The organism is Streptomyces sp. 2131.1 (assembly GCF_900105515.1).
Classification (GTDB): domain Bacteria; phylum Actinomycetota; class Actinomycetes; order Streptomycetales; family Streptomycetaceae; genus Streptomyces; species Streptomyces drozdowiczii.
In genome coordinates this window covers 7,009,473-7,027,625 of the sequence record NZ_FNSY01000001.1, presented here as the reverse complement: position 1 = coordinate 7,027,625, position 18,153 = coordinate 7,009,473, and the positions used below count along the sequence as shown (strand labels likewise).

13 protein-coding genes and 8 pseudogenes are annotated in these 18,153 nt (G+C 68.0%); 11 read left to right on the top strand and 10 right to left on the bottom strand.

Translation table 11 applies throughout. From position 1 onward, the window contains the following. Positions 1-53 precede the first annotated feature (53 nt). Complete coding sequence (locus BLW14_RS31315; protein ID WP_371128100.1) at positions 54-1,376, top strand: MFS transporter; 1,323 nt, start codon at positions 54-56, stop codon at positions 1,374-1,376. Positions 1,377-1,776: 400 nt separating this feature from the next. Here BLW14_RS31315 and BLW14_RS31310 read toward each other — a convergent pair whose 3' ends face one another. Further along, complete coding sequence (locus BLW14_RS31310; RefSeq protein ID WP_093710447.1) at positions 1,777-2,748, bottom strand: LysR family transcriptional regulator; 972 nt, start codon at positions 2,746-2,748, stop codon at positions 1,777-1,779. A gap of 95 nt (positions 2,749-2,843) precedes the next feature. Here BLW14_RS31310 and BLW14_RS31305 point away from each other — a divergent pair, with 95 nt between their 5' ends. Further along, positions 2,844-4,001 (top strand): nuclear transport factor 2 family protein, encoded by a 1,158-nt coding sequence (locus tag BLW14_RS31305; protein WP_093710915.1) that lies wholly within the window; start codon positions 2,844-2,846, stop codon positions 3,999-4,001. Positions 4,002-4,994: 993 nt separating this feature from the next. Here the strand turns inward: BLW14_RS31305 and BLW14_RS31295 are convergent. From BLW14_RS31295 to BLW14_RS31280, 6 genes and pseudogenes are all read right to left on the bottom strand, one after another. Next, positions 4,995-5,417, bottom strand: a pseudogene (locus tag BLW14_RS31295) (SAM-dependent methyltransferase); the annotation flags it as partial. A gap of 172 nt (positions 5,418-5,589) precedes the next feature. Then, positions 5,590-6,696 carry an FG-GAP repeat domain-containing protein gene (locus BLW14_RS31290; RefSeq protein ID WP_256332939.1) on the bottom strand — a complete coding sequence of 369 codons (1,107 nt, stop codon included), beginning with the start codon at positions 6,694-6,696 and terminating at the stop codon, positions 5,590-5,592. A gap of 76 nt (positions 6,697-6,772) precedes the next feature. Next, the gene (locus tag BLW14_RS35420) at positions 6,773-7,189 is read right to left on the bottom strand and encodes a hypothetical protein (protein ID WP_256332938.1); all 417 of its coding nucleotides are present in this window, start codon (positions 7,187-7,189) and stop codon (positions 6,773-6,775) included. 847 nt (positions 7,190-8,036) lie between these two features. Continuing rightward, positions 8,037-8,528 carry a LysR substrate-binding domain-containing protein gene (locus BLW14_RS35415; protein ID WP_256333033.1) on the bottom strand — a complete coding sequence of 164 codons (492 nt, stop codon included), beginning with the start codon at positions 8,526-8,528 and terminating at the stop codon, positions 8,037-8,039. Positions 8,529-8,622: 94 nt separating this feature from the next. Then, positions 8,623-8,796, bottom strand: a pseudogene (locus tag BLW14_RS35410) (LysR family transcriptional regulator); the annotation flags it as partial. Between the two features lie 846 nt (positions 8,797-9,642). Continuing rightward, the gene (locus tag BLW14_RS31280) at positions 9,643-10,539 is read right to left on the bottom strand and encodes a LysR family transcriptional regulator (RefSeq protein WP_093710446.1); all 897 of its coding nucleotides are present in this window, start codon (positions 10,537-10,539) and stop codon (positions 9,643-9,645) included. 202 nt (positions 10,540-10,741) lie between these two features. On the opposite strand from BLW14_RS31280, the gene BLW14_RS31275 reads away from it, so the two are divergent. Next, positions 10,742-11,086, top strand: a complete 345-nt coding sequence (locus tag BLW14_RS31275; protein ID WP_093710445.1) for a DoxX family protein — start codon at positions 10,742-10,744, stop codon at positions 11,084-11,086. 464 nt (positions 11,087-11,550) lie between these two features. On the opposite strand, the pseudogene BLW14_RS31265 reads toward BLW14_RS31275, so the two are convergent. Then, positions 11,551-11,967 (bottom strand): annotated as a pseudogene (locus tag BLW14_RS31265) (IS5 family transposase); the annotation flags it as partial. A 72-nt stretch (positions 11,968-12,039) separates the two neighbouring features. Here BLW14_RS31265 and BLW14_RS31260 point away from each other — a divergent pair. From BLW14_RS31260 to BLW14_RS31240, 6 genes and pseudogenes are all read left to right on the top strand, one after another. Next, a protein-coding gene (locus BLW14_RS31260; RefSeq protein WP_093710914.1) for an IS5 family transposase occupies positions 12,040-12,857 on the top strand; the annotation gives its coding sequence in 2 pieces (ribosomal slippage) (positions 12,040-12,382 and positions 12,382-12,857; 819 coding nt in all). A gap of 397 nt (positions 12,858-13,254) precedes the next feature. Continuing rightward, a pseudogene (locus BLW14_RS35405) lies at positions 13,255-13,449 on the top strand (IS630 family transposase); the annotation flags it as partial. A 261-nt stretch (positions 13,450-13,710) separates the two neighbouring features. After that, positions 13,711-14,244 (top strand): hypothetical protein, encoded by a 534-nt coding sequence (locus BLW14_RS31250; RefSeq protein WP_093710443.1) that lies wholly within the window; start codon positions 13,711-13,713, stop codon positions 14,242-14,244. A 1,107-nt stretch (positions 14,245-15,351) separates the two neighbouring features. Then, positions 15,352-15,516: a hypothetical protein gene (locus tag BLW14_RS34685; RefSeq protein WP_177154164.1), complete on the top strand. Its 165-nt coding sequence runs from the start codon at positions 15,352-15,354 to the stop codon at positions 15,514-15,516. Positions 15,517-15,532: 16 nt separating this feature from the next. Further along, entirely contained in the window at positions 15,533-15,913 is a 381-nt protein-coding gene (locus BLW14_RS31245; RefSeq protein WP_256332937.1) for a hypothetical protein, read from the top strand. 441 nt (positions 15,914-16,354) lie between these two features. After that, positions 16,355-17,042, top strand: a pseudogene (locus tag BLW14_RS31240) (IS3 family transposase); the annotation flags it as partial. A 7-nt stretch (positions 17,043-17,049) separates the two neighbouring features. Here BLW14_RS31240 and BLW14_RS35400 read toward each other — a convergent pair. After that, a pseudogene (locus BLW14_RS35400) lies at positions 17,050-17,211 on the bottom strand (IS30 family transposase); the annotation flags it as partial. Positions 17,212-17,310: 99 nt separating this feature from the next. On the opposite strand from BLW14_RS35400, the gene BLW14_RS31235 reads away from it, so the two are divergent. After that, on the top strand, positions 17,311-17,709 hold the full coding sequence (locus tag BLW14_RS31235; RefSeq protein WP_093710441.1) for a hypothetical protein: 399 nt from the start codon (positions 17,311-17,313) through the stop codon (positions 17,707-17,709). A 67-nt stretch (positions 17,710-17,776) separates the two neighbouring features. Here BLW14_RS31235 and BLW14_RS35820 read toward each other — a convergent pair. Beyond that, a pseudogene (locus BLW14_RS35820) lies at positions 17,777-17,954 on the bottom strand (IS5/IS1182 family transposase); the annotation flags it as partial. A gap of 32 nt (positions 17,955-17,986) precedes the next feature. Here BLW14_RS35820 and BLW14_RS35815 point away from each other — a divergent pair. Further along, positions 17,987-18,115, top strand: a pseudogene (locus tag BLW14_RS35815) (transposase); the annotation flags it as partial. Positions 18,116-18,153: the final 38 nt, after the last annotated feature.

Genomic DNA, 18,153 nt, shown 5'->3' with positions numbered 1-18,153 from the left:
CCGCGCCCGCAAGCACCAGGGGCGGTTCACCCGCCGTACTGGGTGCCGCCCTGATGGGCTTCTTCCTGATCTCCCTGGACGCGTTGATCGTCACGGTGGCCCTGCCCGACATCGGGGACAACCTCGATGTCGGGATGTCCGGGCTGCAGTGGGTGGTGGACGGCTACACGCTGATGTTCGCCGCCCTGATGCTGTCCGCGGGCGCACTGTCCGACCGTATCGGGGCAAAGCAAGCATTCGGCGCGGGCCTGGTCCTTTTCACGATGGCCTCCATGGCATGTGGGCTGGCCCCCGGGCTCGCCGTGCTCGTCACGGCCCGGCTGGTGCAGGGCGCCGCAGCCGCGGTGATGATGCCTGCCTCGCTGTCACTGGTCCGCCAGGGCTACCCGGATCAGGCTGAACGGGCACGGGCGATAGCCGTCTGGACGGTCGGTGGCGCGGTCGCCGTGGCGGCGGGTCCGATCGTTGGCGGGGCGTTGACCGCGACCGCCGGCTGGCGGTGGATCTTCTACGTCAACCTGCCGGCCGCCGTGTTGGCCCTGGTCCTCCTCGCCCGGGTCCCCGCGTCCCGGCGGCTGCCGTCGCGACTGGACTGTCTCGGACAGGTGACAGCAGTCCTGGCCATGGGCGGGCTGACGTACGGCGTGATCGAAGGAGGAGCCCAGGGCTTCGGCCGCACCGGGGTGGTGGTCTCCCTGGCCGTGGCTGTTGCTGCGGCCGTGGGCTTCCTCGTCGCCCAGGCGCGAGGCAGCCATCCGATGCTGCCGCTGCCGCTGTTCCGAACGCGGGTAGTGACAGTGTCCCTGGTGGTCGGCTTCATGCTCAACGCCGCATATTACGGTGGGGTGTTCAACTTCAGTCTTTACCTTCAGCAAGAACGCGGCCAGACTGCCCTGCACGCAGGGCTGATGTTCATCCCGATGACGGCCCTGGTCGCGGTCGTGAACCTGGCCTCCGCCCGGCTTGCCGCCCGTTACGGACCACGTGTCCCTATGGCAGCCGGTCAGCTCGTCGGCACGGCAGGGCTCCTCTCCCTTCTGACCGTGGGCACGCACACCCCTGTATGGGTCGTCGCCGTTCTGATGGTGCCCGTCGGGCTCGGCGGCGCACTCGCGGTACCAGCGCTCACCGCCATGCTGCTCGACGCCGTACCCGCCGACCGCGCGGGAACCGCCGGCGCCGTACTCAACACAGCCCGCCAAGTGGGCGGTGCCATCGCCGTGGCAGTCTTCGGTGCCCTGCTGGCCGGAGCGAATTCATTTCTCACGGGGATGCACTGGAGCATGCTGCTCGCGGCCGCCGGGCTACTCGCCACCGCGGGCGCAACACTGACACTCCGGAGGTCCCGGCGCGCCGATGTCCCGGCAGCCGCATGAACACCCACCAGGTACCGCGGCGACCTCGATCACCGCCCCGGTGAAGGCCCGCAACCTCGACGAGGCATCCCCGTCCCGCCGCATGAGCGCGTACTCCACGAGCCCCACATCATCGACGGGATACGGGCGATGTGGGGCCGGACGGAATACGTCCCAGCGGCAATATCGGCCACGGTGGCTCTCTTCCCGCCACTGATCAGGGACAGCGCCCCTCCCAACCGCCTGCGGAGCCAGTCCGAACGAGGGTCGTGCGAATCCTGTCCCAGTCGATCTACCAAGCCGCGTCGACTGCGACCTGGGGCATCGCAGGCAACGGGCAGACGCCTCAGACACCCAAACGCCGAGCCAGATCTGTCACTTGGGAAGGCCGGCGGCATCCCGACGCCGGAAATGCCCCGGCTTACGACTCCGTGATGTGGTCGTGAAGCGCCGGCCCAGCAAGGTGACCATCCGTACGGCTCAGCCTGTGAGCGGCGTAGTCAGGGCGGACCGAAGCGAAGGCTGCGCTGAGCTGGTCGAGCAGGGACGCTGCGCAGGGGTGGGGATCGCGACGTGGCGTGATCGTATAGATGCCGCGGGTCGGGGGATTGGCGAGACGCACAGTGGTGATGTCGGGCCGCAGAGTGTGCGTAAGCACCCCGGGGATCAGCGCGATGGCGTGGCCGGTTGCGACCAGGGCCAGTTTGCCGGGCAGATCCGCCGCGGTGAGGTCGATGCGGGCACTGACTCCGGCGCGGGCGGCGTGCTGGTGCAGGAGTGCCGCCGAGCCGTCGTTGTCCTCGGCCCAGGTCTGATCGGCCAGGCTCCGCATGTGCACTGGGGCGCTCCCGGCCAACGGATGGTTTACAGGAAGTGCGACGACCATGTCGTCCAGCCCGAGGAACTGGCGTTCGACCTGCTGGTCATGGGGCAGGCCCGGCGGCGCGTCGGTGACGACGGCGATGTCGAGATCGCCGGTGATCACACGGTGATGCAGCTGTGCGCTCAAGCCGGGAAGCAGGCTCCACCGCATAGAGCCGCCCTGCCGCAGCAGAGCGCGGACGGCCTCGGGGACGATCCCTGCGGCGAGAGAGGGAGTCGCACCGACGGTCAGTGGCCGGTTGAACGCTTCGTCGCCTGCCTCGCGTGCCGCGCGTACGGCACGGTCGGCCTCGTTGAGCGTGGCCAGAGCGTGGTGACGGAACGCCTCTCCGGCCGGCGTCAGGCGCACACCGCGCGCATGCCGCTCCAGCAGGGGCACGCCGAGCTGCCGCTCCAGCCCGGCGATCTGCCGGGAGACGGCCGACTGCGTGTGATGGAGCTCGGCGGCCGCCGCCGACAGCGACCCGAGTCGGCACACGGTCACGAAGGTCCGCCACACCGTCAGTTCCATGGCGCCAGTATGACCAGTTGATATGCGGGTTCCGCAGAGCTGGTATGCGCAATCTGCGCTTGTCGCAGTCCGCCCGGTGCACCAGCCTGGCGCGCATGACCACACCACACACCATCGCCGTCCTCGGCCTGGGGCGCATGGGCGAGGCGATCGCGACACGGCTGACCACCCAGGGCTGGGACGTCGTCGGCTGGACACGCTCCGGGCGCACATCAGGCGCCCTCAAGACGCTCGGTGATCCGAACGACGCCGTGGCGACAGCGGACGTCGTGCTCCTGGCGTTGTCCGACGGCCGCGCCTGCCGCCAAGTCCTCGACAACGTCCGAGACTCCCTGCAAACGGACGCGATCGTGCTGAACACCAGCACCATCGCCCCTGCCGAAGCCTCGGCCCTGGCCCGGCAACTCGGCCCGGCCTACATCCACGCGCCCGTCCTCGGCTCGGTGCCGGCTGCCGCTGCCGGAACCCTGCAGATCCTCGCCGCCGGCGCCCAGGACGTGCTCGATCGAGTCGGACCGGTGCTGGAAGCGCTGGGCACCGTACGGTCTGTCGATGACGCCTCCACCGCCGCTGGCCTCAAGCTGATCGCCAACCACAGCCTCGCCGGCGCCGTCCTCGCGCTGCGCGACTCGCTGCGGCAAGCCGATGCCCTCGATCTGCCCCGGGCCCAGGTACTGGATACCCTCGAGCTCGGCCAGCTCGGCGGGTTCGTGACCCGCAAACGTCCCTTCCTCACCGACCAGCCCGACGCGGTCACGGCCGAATTCACCATCAGCGCGCTGGCCAAGGACATGACTTTGCTGGCCACCGCGTCCCACACCCCCCTGCGTAGCGCAGCCGGCCTGGCCCACCCCTCAGCCGATGCCGAAGCCGACATCGCACTCGCCGCCACAGCCCCCGCCGCGGAAGACGCCGTACTCGAGCCGCTCCGTGCCTACATCCGCGGACACGCCACCGGCGACCCCACCCACTTCCGCGACGCGTTCCTGCCCAGCGCCCACATCGAGGGAATCCGCGACGGGGCCTTCGTCTCCTGGCCCTTGGACGAGTACTGTTCTCTCTTCTCAGGCCAGCCGGCCCCAGACGAGCCGACCCGCGCCCGTCGCCTGGACGCCCTCGACGTCCACGGCACCGTCGCAACCGCGACCATGACGCTCTCGCATGGCCCAGACACATTCACCGACATCTTCCTGCTGGTCCACGCCGACGGCAGCTGGCGCATCGCCAACAAGGCCTATCACCGGCACCTTTGAGGAAGCGCGGAACGATCTCCAGTTGGGTGCCGGGGACCACACTGCGCCCTGCGACCACTGCGCGGATGGGCGGATGCCCCACCCCGGACAAGCTCGGCATGGACAGAGGCGCCTTGTCGATACGAGGAAGCCGACGGCCCCAACCTTGCGTCACCGAGCCGGGCGGGAACGCTCCGGCACCGTCTGTGGACCCGGCGGAGCACCGGACCGCCGGAGGGCGGTGATCAGCTTGCCGAACTGGCGCGGGGTCAGCCCGGTAAACGGGGGGTGCCGTGGTGGTGGGCGATCCGGACGAGACGACGTCGGCCTGTTCGCGGGCGTCGGCCTCCCAGCCGACCTGATCGTCGTAGTGGGCGGCGCGGAAGCCGCCGCGCAACTCGGGCGGGAACACCGTCAACGGCTCGTCGCCGTCCCACCGGGTGTCGAGTTCGGCGATCACGGCCGACCGCCAGGAGTCGACAGGGCGGCTCAGGCGCGGGGTCAGTCCGCCCACAAAGACACTGGGGCCCCGTACGGGGAGCGCCTCACGAGCCATCACCACGTTGATCACTGCTGGTCTCCCATCGGGTTGTGGGTGCGGGCAGTGTGCTGCGGCGTCCAGGGCGGCGGCCTCGCCTCTTGCACGAACCAGGGTCCGTGGCAACCCCGTTGCGTGGAATTAGTCCCCTTTCGCAGGCTCGCACCGCAAGGAGGAGAACTGTTATGGTCTTGGCCGCTGACGGGCGTGGGCGCTGGATCCCGGAAGGGACCGCAGGCTCCGTCGTCGCGATCCTGATCCTGGTCGGGATCCTTGCCATGTTTGGCTACGGGATCTGGAAAAAGCGACGGCAGGATTGATCACCGCAATCAGTGAGCTGTTTCCAACCTCAGCTTGAGCAGGTCAGATACAGGGTGAGGACCGCACCCGCAGCAACCGCTTCAAGCGCTGAACACTTCGCGAAGCGCTGCAGGCGGTCGCGAGCCGGCAGGTCGGCAACGACGACGAAAGGCGGCTCAGCGCGCCGGCTCCGACGTGCCTCGCGCCTGGTGGCGGCCGGCGACCACCAGGTATCCATCGCTCTCGGGGTCGAAGGTGGTGGACTGCACCGTGAGCCCGACACGCCGCAACTGCCCCATGAGGTCCTCGTACCGGTAGGGCCAGATGGACAACCGCTCCGAGCAGGCTCGCACTGCCCCATCCGGCTCGATCTGGGCGACCACGAGCTCGAGGAAGTGTTCCTCCTCCCAGCGCTGCTCGATCTGCCAGTAGTAGCTGACGACCGCATCGCGGTCGTTGCGGCGGATGAGTCGATCACGGGCGTCTACCCATGAGCCGACGGAGCGCACGAGCTCCCAGTTGCGTGAGTGGAGCACAAGGCGTCCGCCCGGATTCAGCAGCCGCGACATCGCTTCCAGTGCGGTCAGGCGCCCGGCTGCGAAGCGGCTTCAGCCGGTCACTGAGTCAGCAGGCGTGGAGCCTTCGGGGCGGGCAGTCCTGTTCCGGCGCTGAGGTGCCGGTCGGCTGTGCCGGGGCCGCCGTGGTTCGTGAAGCGTCCCGCCCGAACGGGGCGGGACGCTTCGTGCAGACCCGGCCGGGTACGCAGATGACTCAGGAGATCGCCTTGTAGATGTTCCAGTTGTCGCCTATCTGCACCCGCGGGCTGATCGAGCCCGTGCCGGTGGAGGTGTAGCGGTACAGGTCACCGTAGCCGTTGACGCCGATCAGGTCGGCCTTGCCGTCACCGTTGAGGTCGCCCGGCGCGGCGAACTTGTTGTAGATGTCGAACCCCGTGCCGATCACCTTGCGGGCCTTGAGCGGTACCGAGGCGGTGCCCGTTCCCTCGTACAGGTAAAGGGTGCCGTCCTTGGCGACGGCCACGACGTCGGCGATGCCGTCACCGCTGAGGTCTCCGCCGCCCACGATCTTGGTGTACGTGTCGTACCCGTACCCAACCTTGGCCCTGGGCGCGAACGCGGTGCCGAGACCGTTGCCCTCGTACAGATACAGGTCGCCCTTGGCGTCGCGTGCGAGCAGGTCGGCCTTGCCGTCTCCGCTCAGGTCCCCCGGAGCGGTCAGGTTGTCATAGGCGTCCCAGCCGCGGCCGATGAAGTTGCCGCCGACCCACAACTGGCCCTGGTAGACGTGAACCTGGGCAGGCTCGCCATCGTTGCTGAACGACCCGGCGTACAGGGTCGTTCTTATGTGCGCGCCGCTGGGCTCGCCGTCCGGTGAGTGGGTCGAGTGCTTGGCCAGCTCGCCGTTGTTCTTGAACTGGTACCACCAGAACAGGCCGGCGTTGGTGATGGCCAGCAGTTCGTGCTTGCCGTAGTCCGGGTTGCCGCCCGCACCGGCGAACAGTGCTGCCTCCTCCCATCCCGCCTTGTCGAAGACGCGTGGTGCAAAGGTCCCGGCCCGCGTCGACCGGTAGGAGTACGTGTCGCCGTTCTCCTTGCGGGCCATGAAGTCGGCGTGACCGTCGCCGTCCGTGTCACCGACGGCGACGAGCTGGTTGTAGACGTCGTAGCCGTAGCCCACCTGTTCGCGGGCCTTGAACGGCTTCGCGAGGTCACCGGTGCCTGCGTAGAAGTACAGGTCGCCGCCGGGGGTACGGGCGACGACGTCGCCGAACCCGTCGCCGTTGGCGTCGTCCAGCCCCACGATCTGGTCGTAGACGTCCCAGCCGTGGCCCACCTTGACACCGGGCTCGTACGGCACGCCGACCGTACCCGTGGCCGTGTACGCGTAGACGTCACCGGAGGGCGTACGGGCGATCAGGTCGCCTCGGCGGCCGTCACCCGTTCAGGTCGCCGGGTGCGGAGACTTTGTTGTACTTCTGCCAGCCCGTGCCGGACCACAGAACCTTGCCGGTGGTGCCCGTTCTCTCGCCGGCACTCTCATAGAGGGCCAGTGTGCCCGAAGCGGAGAGGGTCAGGATCTCGTCCTCGCCGTTCCCGTCGAGGTCGCCCGGTGTGAGCAGCTCCTTGGGCCTCTCGGACCGGTCCTGGCTGCGGATCCCGTAATAGCCCGAGGAATCCCACAAACTCTCCGTGGCCCACAGCTGACCCTCGACGTCCCTGTACAGGAGGTCGCCGATGCCGTCGCCGTCGACATCCAGACGCGGCCTCATTCCGGTGGCCGCGTCCGTGGACGCGGCCGTGGTCCGGTCCCCCGCCGGGCTGTCGGCCGAGGCCGGAAACGCCGGCAGCATGCTGGCGGAGAGAACGAGCGCTGCGCAGGCCGCGATCCGTGCCGCACGCTTCGAGCGCGCGGCTCTCAACTGGACAGGCCTTGATGAGAACAAAACTCCCCCATGGTTTGTTGGACGCTTGCTTTACACCCGATAGACAGATGGCAAACCTTCACAGAGGGGCATGCTTTCAGCCGATCACTGAAGACTTCAGGCCATCAGGTGACTCAAGCACGCTGAGATGCGCTTCGGCCGTCCCTCAGTTTCAGCCGCCGCCCGCCGAACCGGCCCGCAGCCGCCGGTTGTGTAATTGAGCCAGAACCACAGGAGCAACGTCGCTCGTGAACGAGTTTGGTGGACGCCCAAAACCACGGACAGGCGACATTGCCGAGTTGGCAATGCGCCGGGGGCCCGGCCGAAACAGCCCTCATCAAACCCGGCATCACGTCGACGATACTGTGCAGTTCATCAGCACTGAGCCAGAGTGCGTGCTGTCTGTAGCGGACCAGGTAGGCTACCGAGTGGACCGTGTCGCGCGACGCACTTCCGCAGCCCGCAACCGACGCCGTCACCCGCCCAGCTCCGGCTTTCTCAGCGCTTCGGTCTCGGCCCTTGGTACAACTTCCCGCCCGGGCGAGACCCCAGGCGCAGGCGCCACCACCGGTCGGAGCCTCACACTCGCGCGCCAGTGAAGCTCACCCTCCGGCGGGCAGTGGAGGCGATGTCGCGCGTCGTCGACCTCGATCGCCGACACCTCACCACCGGCGGAGATCGAGCCGAGCCAGCGCGTCAGCTGACCATCAGGTCTCGTCGGCGAAGGTCCGGGCCAGGGCACGTAGCCCGGCCGAGTGGTTGTCTGTCCGCCACATCAGCGCGTACTCGACCGGATCGGCATCCTCGAACGGTACGTAGGCGAGGCCGGCATGTGCCTGGTAGGGCTCCGATCGGAGAGGGGCGACGGTGGCGCCTCTGTGCTCGACAGGCAGTCCCAGAGGTGTGCGGGAAGGGAACAGCCGGTCGCCCCACAACCGGGGCATTCCGCAGGCGGTGACCAGCGGCAGGTGGGCGAGGTCCTCAAGGACACGGTTCCCCGCCGTGCCAGGGCGTGCGAGGCGGGCACGACGAGCGCCAGACGTTCACGGGAGAGAACCGGTCCCACGGTGATGCCGGTCGGGTCGACGGGCGGCACCGCGACCGCTACGTCGATCTGCCGCTCCTGCAAGGCCGTCACGACCAGGTGGTAGGCGACCTCGTGGGGCTCGACGGTGCAGCGTGGATACCGGGCGAGGAACGTCTCGGCGGACCGCAGGAACGAGTTCCCCGGACCACGGGGCGGTGAAGCCGATACGCAGCACCTCACCGATGCCCCCACAGGCAGCCCTCGCGTCGGCGACGGCGCACAGCATCCGCTGATGGGCAGGTGCCAGGTCGTCACGCAACTGTTCGCCCACCGGCGTCAGGCGGACATGACGACTGCTGCGCTCGAACAGTGCCCCATCGATTCTTCGCTCCAGCGCCTTGATCGTTTGACTGGCCCGACCGGGAGTGACGCCCAGCCGCTCAGCGGTCCGTGCAAAGTGCAGCTCATCGGCCAGGGCGAGGAAGGTCTCGATCTCGTACCGCTCCACACAGCCCCCCTCATCGGCGCAGCCTGCGTCGTCGCCTGCCGGCTCGCTGCCGCGCCACCATGTGACGGAGGCTACCGGCACTCTCGACGCGACGCGTCAGGCCGCCGCCGTGCTGCGGGTGCTGGGTGAGTCGCACCAGCTGGTTTGCGGCTGCGGTGCTCCACTCCGGCATCCACCTTTACCGCCCGCAGGGCTGGCCTACTGGGTGGGGGAGACAGGTCGGGGGGCGTGGCAACTATCGTCGGCGCCGGCCAGGAATAGACGTCGTGCTCCACGCCCCCGGATGGCCGCCGCCGGGAAGCCCATCACCAGGTCGTCACTCTCGCCCGCCTGCGCAACACTGCAGCCAGCCCTCGTGCCGGGAGGCCCTCGACAGACCGCCGACCTCGGACGCGCCCAGACCCGCAAACGCGCCTTCGGGACCTCGGAGGCCGCCGAGATGCCTCAAAGCACGAGCCAATTGCCCGGAGCCAGCCGTGGGCGGCTAGCCGTGGTGTCGCCTCGGCGTCTGGCGGCCTACGGAGGACGGGCGGCGCAAGGTGGCACGCTCCTGCGTCAGGACGCCCTCGACGGGCGGCCGGAGAACTCCCCCCGTTCACCGCAGCATGTGGTCGACGTCAGAAGATGTCGCTGTTGAGTTAGACACCAGCCCTTCGGCTCCCGGGCAGAGAAATGCGGACGGCGGGGCATGACGGTCGCGCCCCGGCCCGTGCTCCGGGTACGGGCAGCCCACTCGGTTCCATCGAGGATCGGCCCGGGGAGGTGTCAGGGGCAGGGTGCACAACGTCGCGAAGGGTCACGTTGGTCTCATGCGTCGGCGTGTACCCGAGCAAGGGGGAGAACGGGTCACGGGATGCTCTGAGGGTCGTACTCGCGCACGAATGCGGCAAATGCCAGCACCCGTGGCAGCTCGGCTTCGGTGCGCCAGACCAGCGCCCATTCGGTTGTGGGCGCGTGCGGCATGGGCAGGAACCGTATGCCGGGGTGTGTGTAATAGCGCAGGACGTGGGCGTTGAGGGGGCAGATGCCGGTTCCGGCGGCGACATGGGTGAGGACTTCGTGGAAGGACTCCATGGGGGGGCCGGCCGGGGTGACGGGGCGTCCGAGGGGGGTACGGGAGGGCAGCATGGCACTGATCCACGACTCCGGAAGGCCGTGGTCCACGGTGAGGGCAGAATGGTCCCCCAGGTCTTCCAGGTCCGCTTCAGCCCGCTGGGCAAGGGCATGGTTCGCGCCGACGGCAAGCACTCGGCCTTCCCTCAGCACGACCGGCCCGATGGTCAGGTCGGGCTCCCGCACCGGAAGCCACAGCAGTGCCGCGTCCGTCTTGCCCTGTCTCAGGGCGGTGAACGGATGGCTGAAGTGCACCTCCCGGAAGGCCACCCGGCAGTCCGGGTGGCGTGCGGTGAAGTCGGCTGCCAGGGGCGCTAGTTCGTGGCCGAGTGCACCCATGACGCCGATGGTGAGGGTGCCCTCGGCAAGTGCGGCGGTGGCGGCGGCCTCGGCCAGCGCCTGCTGGATGCCGTCGTAGCCGGTCCGCAGCTTCTGCGCCAGGTGCTCGCCGAGCGGGGTGAGCCGCACCGACCGGCTGGTGCGCAGGAAGAGCGGCCCCCCGATGCGGCGTTCCTGCGCCTTGATGGCCTGACTTACCCGGGCCTGGGACACATACAGACGCTTCGCGGTCCGCCCAAAGTGCAGTTCGTCGGCAAGCGTCAGGAATATCTCAATGTCCCGCATGTCCATGTGCCTGCCCCTGCGTCGTTCTCGGTCCTGGGGCTCGGGGCGTCCGGTGCTTCGCCCTCATCCGCCATCGATAACCCATGTGTGATCGATTCTTGCAAAAGCAGACGTTGATGCTCCACGGCCCCCGGAACAGACTTCGAAAGCCGCCCTGGCGGCACGCCGATTCGTTCGATGCCACTCGTACCGTTCAGGAGCTGCACCTATGTCTGTGACCGCAATCGTCATCACCGTCCTCACCGCCCTGTGGGTGGGATTCTCAGGCGTCTCACTGCTGCGCCGAGCGCCCTTCGTCGTCGAGCCGCTGGTCTCCTACGGGGTGCCCCGCACTTGGTGGACTCCGCTTGCCGTGGCCAAACTGCTGGGTGCGGCAGGGCTGCTGGCCGGCCTGGGCGTGCCGGCCATCGGGATGGCCGCGGCAATGGGCCTGATCCTCTACTTCGCCGGAGCTGTCGTCACCGTCCTGCGCGCCCGCTCCTACAAGACCGTCGCCTTCCCGGTCCTGTACCTGGCACCCGTCGCAGCCACCCTCACGGTCGCCTTCGCCTAGTGGTCTGAGTCGTAGGCTCGCCGTGGACGCCGCATCCGGGCGGAGGTGGTCGAGTCGGTTGACGGGCCAGGAACGTGCAGGGGACAACGGAGATTTGGTCGGGCATTGCTGTCGTCGGGTCAGTGGGAGTGAGCTGGAGCTCGTCCCAGGTAAGAGGGGTGCGGCGGTGGAAGGCGTTGGACCGTTCCGGTTCGGAGGGGTATCGGTCCACGGTGCAGGTTCGGTCAGGTGCCAGGTCGGCCACCCGGGATCCACACTGGCCCCGCAGCGCGTCCGCGCCGCGTTCCGAGGACGTCCCCCAACGCGGTTACCCGATGCGCGTGAGCATGTTGCGGCGGTGGCGCAGCATCGCAGGCGTCGTCATCGATTTCGGACTGTTCGGCTACGGCAAGCGACCCACGCTTCCTGCACGCGACCCCCGACCTGGCCGCCGCGCTCGCCGCAGCCGACGACGATGGCCGCGAGCCGAGAAAGGCCAGGTAGTTGCGGGGTTGTCGTTCGTAGCGGTGGTCGAGTCTGCGGTAGTCGGTCAGCCAGGACATGGTCCGCTCGATGACCCACCTGCAGCGGCGTAACCGTTCGCTGGAGGCGACTCTCTTGCGGGCGATGCGGACGCCGATGTGCTTGCCCCATAGCCATTTACGCAGGTGAGGGATGTCGTATGCCTTGTCCGCATGCAGGCGCCGGGGCTTGAAGTGTCGGCCGCAATGGGGGTTCTGTCTCGTTTGATGCCCCTCGACCATCGGCTTCAGCGCGAGGCTGTCGTGGGTGTTGGCCGCGGAGAGGCCGACGAGGAGGGGCAGTCCGTTCGCGTCCGACAGGATGTGCTTCTTGGAACCCGGCTTACCCCGGTCCACGGGGCTCGGACCTGTGAGTTCGCCCCTCGCTCGACTCGCGACATAGGACACGGTCTAAGACCGTGTCCTATGTGGGGTTGGTTCGTTGGACTCGTCATGGGCCGGGGTACGTGGAGTTGGATTGTTCCGGACGGGCTGTGGGAGATCGCGGAGCCGCTGATCCCGCCGTCGAAGGTGCGGCCGCAGGGCGGCGGGACGCAGGACACGCCTGATGAGACGCTGTTCGCCGCGATCATCTACGTACTGGTCAGCGGATGCGCCTGGCGGGCGTTGCCGCCGTGCTTCGGGATATCGAAGTCGACGGCTCACCGCAGGTTCCTGATCTGGTCGCGGGCAGGTGTGTGGGGCCGGCTGCACGAGGAGATCCTGCACCGTATGGACGACGCCGGCCTGCTCGACCTGTCCCGGGCCGTCCTCGACTCCGCCCATGTCAGGGCCAAAAAGGGGGCGAACTCACAGGTCCGAGCCCCGTGGACCGGGGCAAGTCGGGTTCCAAGATGCACGTCCTGTCGGACGCGAACGGACTGCCCCTCCTCGTCGGTCTCACCGCGGCCAACACCCACGACAGCCTCGCGCTGAAGCCCATGATCATGGGTCACCAAACGAGACACGACCCCCACCGCGGCCGCTACTTCAAGCCCCAGCGTCTCCACGCGGACAAGGCATACGATGTCCCCCACCTGCGGAAATGGCTATGGGGCAAGCACATCGGCGTGCGCATCGCCCGCAAGGGCATCGAGCCCAGCGAACGCTTAGGCCGCCGCAGATGGGTCATCGAGCGGACCATGTCCTGGCTGACCGGCTACCGCAGACTCAACCACCGCTACGAACGCCATCCCCGCAACTACCTGGCCTTTCTCGGCCTCGCCGCCACCCTTTGTTGCTACAAACGACTCGCTCGACTCACCACATAGGACACGGTCTTAGTAGGAAGAAGACACTTCAGTCGGGCCCGGGCCCTCTTCGCCAGGGCGCCGAGGCCGGGGAGCCGCGCAACCCGATCGCCAAGCTCGTCCGTGCCTGGGGCAGCGCACGCAACGACCGTGTGGTGCCGCAGCAATAGGCAGTCACCTTGCCACGGCCCGAAGTACCCCCGCACGCCATCACCGCGAGCCCACCCCGCTTCGTGTGCTCTCACGCCGCGTTTGCACAATCTGCGCAGCCCGGACGTGATTCGGCGACGACCAGGCATCTGCGAGTGGTTTCAAGACGACTCTCCAGATTCAGCACGTCGAGCGGGAAAGCGACCAAATCGCTGGCAGCCGTCCCCGGGGATGGCGCAGTCGGTGATCTCCACGGATCTGGCGGGCGCTCTGCGCAAACGAGAGGTCGCAGATCCAGGCATTGGACCGCTCCCAGTGCGTACTGCCGGAGATGCCGGGCGTCCCGGTACGACGAAGCCACGACTTCGTCCGTGCCGGCACCACCACCCTGTTCGCGGCGTTGGAAGCCGCGGCCGGCAAGGTGATCGGCTCACTGCACCGGCGTCATCCGGCAACTGAGTTCAAGACCTGCGTCGACGGTGTCCGCCCTTCCGGCCGGGAATCTGCCGCTGTGCCGCAACCGAACCACCTGGCCGCACGTCAGGGACAGTGACAGCTGGAACGAGATCAAATAGGCCGGGCACGGCGGAAGGTGGCAAAATCTCTGCGCATCGCAACGGGTTGCATGCCATGGCGCCACGAATCCGGCGGACGTGCCAGGTATCGAGCCGGCCCGGCCGACCGGTCCAGCACCCAGCCCCAATCTCTTTAAGGAACACCTCATATGCGTCGCCTCAAGCGCCTCGCCGCGTCGGCCGTCATCACCGCCACGGCCGTGACCGGCACCACGCTCCTCACTGCCACCACCGCCTCAGCGGCGAGCTACCACTGCAAGACCAGCAGTGCATCCGTCGACAACCCCGCCTACTCCGGCCCCGCGTCCGACAACTACAACTTCGACGTGAAGCTTTGCGCCAAGCGTTCCGGCGGATACATATACGCCTACGCCAAGATCTCCTTCGAAGGTCCCGTCTGGTACGTCAACCAGACCGACACCCTCGATGCCGCCCGTTTCCACCTCCAGGTCAAGAAGTCCGTCTCCGGAAGCGACCCCGTCAAGAAGTGGGCCAACTACACCGGCCTCGAGTACAAGCTCGAACACGGCAACACTCTGGGCAACGGCAGTTACACCACCGGAACGATCAAGTACAAGGCCGGATCCGGCCGCTACCTCTCCGACGGCTTCATCCAGCTGAACTGGAACAAGGACGGCAAGGGGTACCGCAACACGTACTTCAGCGCGTCACCTACCGTCTGACGCGTCTGAGACGGCCCCCAGGTGTGATGTGTGGACAGCCACCAGCGCCACCGCATGCCTGGAGGCCCTCGCACATCCCCCGCTCGACGGCCACCGGGGCCGTCGAGCACAGGCGTCAGAACACGGTGTCCCCGCGGGCCGTGCCGAGAGGGCGTCCCGCCCAGGGAGGTGCTTCTGACCGTCATCACCGGGCCTCGCGACAACGGGGCGGCCCGCCCCCAACGGGGCGGGCCCTGCTTCTCATGCGCTTCGCGGAGCTGCCGAGGCGATGGGCAGCGAGCCTGGTCGCGCGGGTGGGGAAGCCGATGGCGTGGTTCAGCCGCACATCGTGATGGGGCCACCTCACGCCGCGCCGCGCCCGGCTGGTGCGCGGGGACTTCGAGCTCTGGTTGCCCGATTACTCGCGCGCCGCGGGGGCGGGCGTATTCCTCCAGGGCCTGGTCTCTGCTCCATGAGGCCCGCGTCGAACTGCGTATCGCGGCCGTCGGCGTACCGGAGCCAGGTGTGGGCATAGCCCAGGGAGCTGCCCGCACAGTCGGCTCGAGACGGCGTCTGGTTCCCGGCGGGCCAACGGCGACGACCGGGGAGAGCCGCAGCTCGCCTACAGAGCCAGGGCGCGTGCTGGGCCCGCGGGCAGGGGGCCCATCGATCCGGCGTCCTCGCGTGCCTGTCAGCGCATGGCCTTTCGGCCCGCGCCTGCCTTACCGCCGGCCCCTTCGTCCCACGGCCCCCATCGAGGTGCCGGCCGCTCCCTCCGGTGCCCGTCGAAGAGTTGTCGGCTCGACTCGAGCACCGGGAGCGCCACTGATGTGCGGTTGCACCTGGGGCGGATCCCGGGGCCGGGCCGCAACTCCTGTATGCGGTCGTTCCAGCCTACGGAGCACGGGTGGGGCCTCGCCCCCGTGTCTCGGCTGTGAAGGGCTGCTGCTGGGCCTGCGCAGCGCAATCATCCTGGTGCCCGGCATCCTCGCTGCGACGGCCGCCGATGTCTCGGCCTGCCTCACCCCTACAGGATGCCGCCCCCAGCCCAAAACGGCAGGTAGCGCGTTCGCCGGGTTTGGTCCTCTTCCTCCAGAAGCTCATCGCTGAGTGAACACAGAGCCCGTCATGATCGCGGCCATGGCGTCGGCCTGGCCCTCGAACGTGCCGGCGACCCTCGGAGGTTCGATCAAGTACGGCATGACGGGGCTGGAGTTCGACGCCATGCTCGAAGCGAGGGTGGCAGCGGACTCCTGTACAAGCGGCATGAGAACGGAAGATCACGGCAACTAGTGCTGTGCTCGAGCCCGTGAGCACGTTCACGTACCGACCGGAGGTCGCCATGCTGTCCCACGCCTTCAACGAGGGTGTCCTCGTCTGCACCGTGCAGGAAGACCCAAGAATCCAGCGCCGTGCGGAGCTCGCCAATTTGATTCTCGATCTGGCGCGTGTCCATCAGCCGGCTCCGGTCGTCGTCGTCATAGACGATGCCGCGGCCACACCCGCCACTGCCAGCGCCATCTTGCGCGCCCGGTCGCAGTGCACCGAGCTGGGGGTCGTACTCTCGGTCGCCTCGCACAGCGCGCCGCTCAGGCGCCTGCTCCAGGACGGCGAGGATCCGACCCTCACCCGCCTCGTCATTCACACACGCATCGATACCGCAATCGACGCCGCAACCCAGACACTGTGACAGGAGCCGTTTCCTGCCCTGACCCTCCGAGCAAGCCTCTCTCCGCTCTCCAAGAGTGATCCGCTCCGGGTCTGATGGAGGCTCGCTTCCCTGAGCATTTTCAGAGCGGCCACCTATCGTCGGTCGTAGGCACCCTGCCTCACCACATCTGAGCACATGAGCAGCGAAGTCGAAAATGCCACCGCCGACGCCGCGTCGTAGGGTCGGTGCAAGCCCTCGGCCTCCGCTTTGCACCCTCGTCGGTGTGCCCGCTTCGGCCCGCAGGGTGGCACAGTGTGATGCCGCGGGACCGGAGCAGTCGTCGGTATTTGTCGTAGTCGTCCGGGTACTGCGCTCCCGGGAACTCCGCGTCCCGGACGCCAGGACAGCGGCCCGGGCCACGCAGGCGACGCCGGCCGCGGAGCCTGACGAGCAAATCCGGCAGCTCGAGGCCGGGTCGCCGAGCTCGAGGCCAGTGAGCGGATGCTGGCGACCGAGCGGGACATACTCCGCAAGGCGGCCAAGGATTTCGCCGGCGAGACGAACTGGTGAGCCGCTTCGAGTTCGGCCACGACCACCGGGACGCCTTTGAGGTGAAGCGGCTCTGCGAAGTACTGCAGGTGAACAGGTCCAGCTACTACAAGTGGCTGTCCGGCCTGCAAACCAGGCGGGCCAGGCAGCGGGCCGATGAGCGCCTGGCCGCGAAGATCCGCGAGGTCGACGCGGCCTCCGGCGGCGCCTACGGCTCCCCGCGGGTCACCGCCGAGCTGAAGGACAAGGGTCTGCACGTCAACGAGAAGCGCGTCGCCCGGGTGATGCGCACGTTCTCCATCGCCGGCGTCCGCCTGCGCAGACGCGTCCGCACCACTGTTTCCGACCCGTCGGCCGCACTGGTCCCGGACCTGTTCCGCAGGGACTTCACCGCACCCGAACCCGGCATCACATACATGGGCGACATCACCTACCTGCCCCTGGAGAACGGAGAGTTCCCCTATCTCGCTACGGTGCTGGACTGCTTCAGCCGGAAGGCGTCGGCTGGTCCATCGCCGACCACATACGCACCCACCTGGTTGCCGACGCCCTGAAGATGGCCGCCCGCACCCGCGGCGGCCTGGACGGCGCGGTCTTTCACTCCGACCACGGAGCCCAACTTGGACTCAACCGGTCGTCGCAACACCAGCTTCCTGGAGGGATAGTAGGTGCTCGTTGAGGGCTTCGGCGGGAGTCTTCCCGGCGAGGGTCTTGCGGGGGCAGTTGTTGAGGGTGAAGGCGACGGCCTGGAGCTCGTCGATGCCCCAGCGCGAAAGGTCCGTGCCCTTGCAGTGGCCCGTTGTGCGTTGCCTTGTCCCGCCAGCATCGCCGCTGCCTTCGCATGCGCGGCAACGGCACTGTCAGAGCCTGGGCTTACGGTCCAGGACATGGCAATCGAACCATCAGCACTGTGGCGTGCGCGCGTGCACGAAGAGGCAATGGAACTTGCGGTGGGAAGGCGGGACCGGAGTGACGCCTTTCTGGAGGAGCTCTTCCCTGAGTCGCTGCTGGCGGCGACGGATGAGGCGCTGCGTACGTTCGAGTCGGACGTAGAGGCGCTCCGGGACTTGGACGACGAGCGGGTGTTCGAAGCGATCAAGCGCCTCGTTCTGGTGAACGACATCAACGAGGACCACAACGGGTCCGGCTACGAGACCGAAGAGCGGGAGGAACTGTGCCTCTACATCGACGAGACCTTGATGGAGCACGGCATCAACGTCCCCGCTCTGGCCGCGAGGCGAGGCATCAGCCGCACCGAGATCACGGATGACTGGCGGGGCTGGTAGCCGTTGCTGTAGCGAGTTGGTGCGTGATTGCGTTGGAGACGCGAGGGTTCTGAGCTGGGGTTTTGCGTCAGCTGGTGGTGTTGCGGTCGGAGACAGAGCCGGCGATGGCCCGGTAGGGGGCGGGCAGGGTCTCCCGGCCGCGGGTCCAGCGGACCAGTTGCTTCGGAGCGTCTGTGATCGGCGTGGGCGTGTCCGCCGGTAATGCGCTTCGAGGAGTGCCGGTGGCGGGCTCGCAGGCGGGGTTCGCGGACCTCGGGCGGGCTGATCTTGTGCGGTCGTGCTGTACGAATCGCGGCCCGAAGCGACGATCAGGTCGGTCGCAGCCGATCTCGGGATCAATCCACAGACCCTGCGGAACTGGGTGAGCGCAGCCGGAGCGAGCCGTCCCCGGGGCCGGCGGACACAGGAACCGGCCCAGCACCGGCCCTGCTGGAGGCTTTGGAA

Bases quoted from the DNA above. Each gene is read 5' to 3' on its own strand.
- BLW14_RS31305 (WP_093710915.1), top strand. From the start codon at position 2,844: ATGACCACACCACACACCATCGCCGTCCTCGGCCTGGGGCGCATGGGC.
- BLW14_RS31235 (WP_093710441.1), top strand. From the start codon at position 17,311: ATGGCAATCGAACCATCAGCACTGTGGCGTGCGCGCGTGCACGAAGAG.
- BLW14_RS31315 (WP_371128100.1), top strand. From the start codon at position 54: ATGGGCTTCTTCCTGATCTCCCTGGACGCGTTGATCGTCACGGTGGCC.
- BLW14_RS35420 (WP_256332938.1), bottom strand. From the start codon at position 7,189: ATGCTGCCGGCGTTTCCGGCCTCGGCCGACAGCCCGGCGGGGGACCGG.
- BLW14_RS31310 (WP_093710447.1), bottom strand. From the start codon at position 2,748: ATGGAACTGACGGTGTGGCGGACCTTCGTGACCGTGTGCCGACTCGGG.
- BLW14_RS34685 (WP_177154164.1), top strand. From the start codon at position 15,352: ATGATCGCGGCCATGGCGTCGGCCTGGCCCTCGAACGTGCCGGCGACC.
- BLW14_RS31250 (WP_093710443.1), top strand. From the start codon at position 13,711: ATGCGTCGCCTCAAGCGCCTCGCCGCGTCGGCCGTCATCACCGCCACG.
- BLW14_RS31275 (WP_093710445.1), top strand. From the start codon at position 10,742: ATGTCTGTGACCGCAATCGTCATCACCGTCCTCACCGCCCTGTGGGTG.
- BLW14_RS31280 (WP_093710446.1), bottom strand. From the start codon at position 10,539: ATGGACATGCGGGACATTGAGATATTCCTGACGCTTGCCGACGAACTG.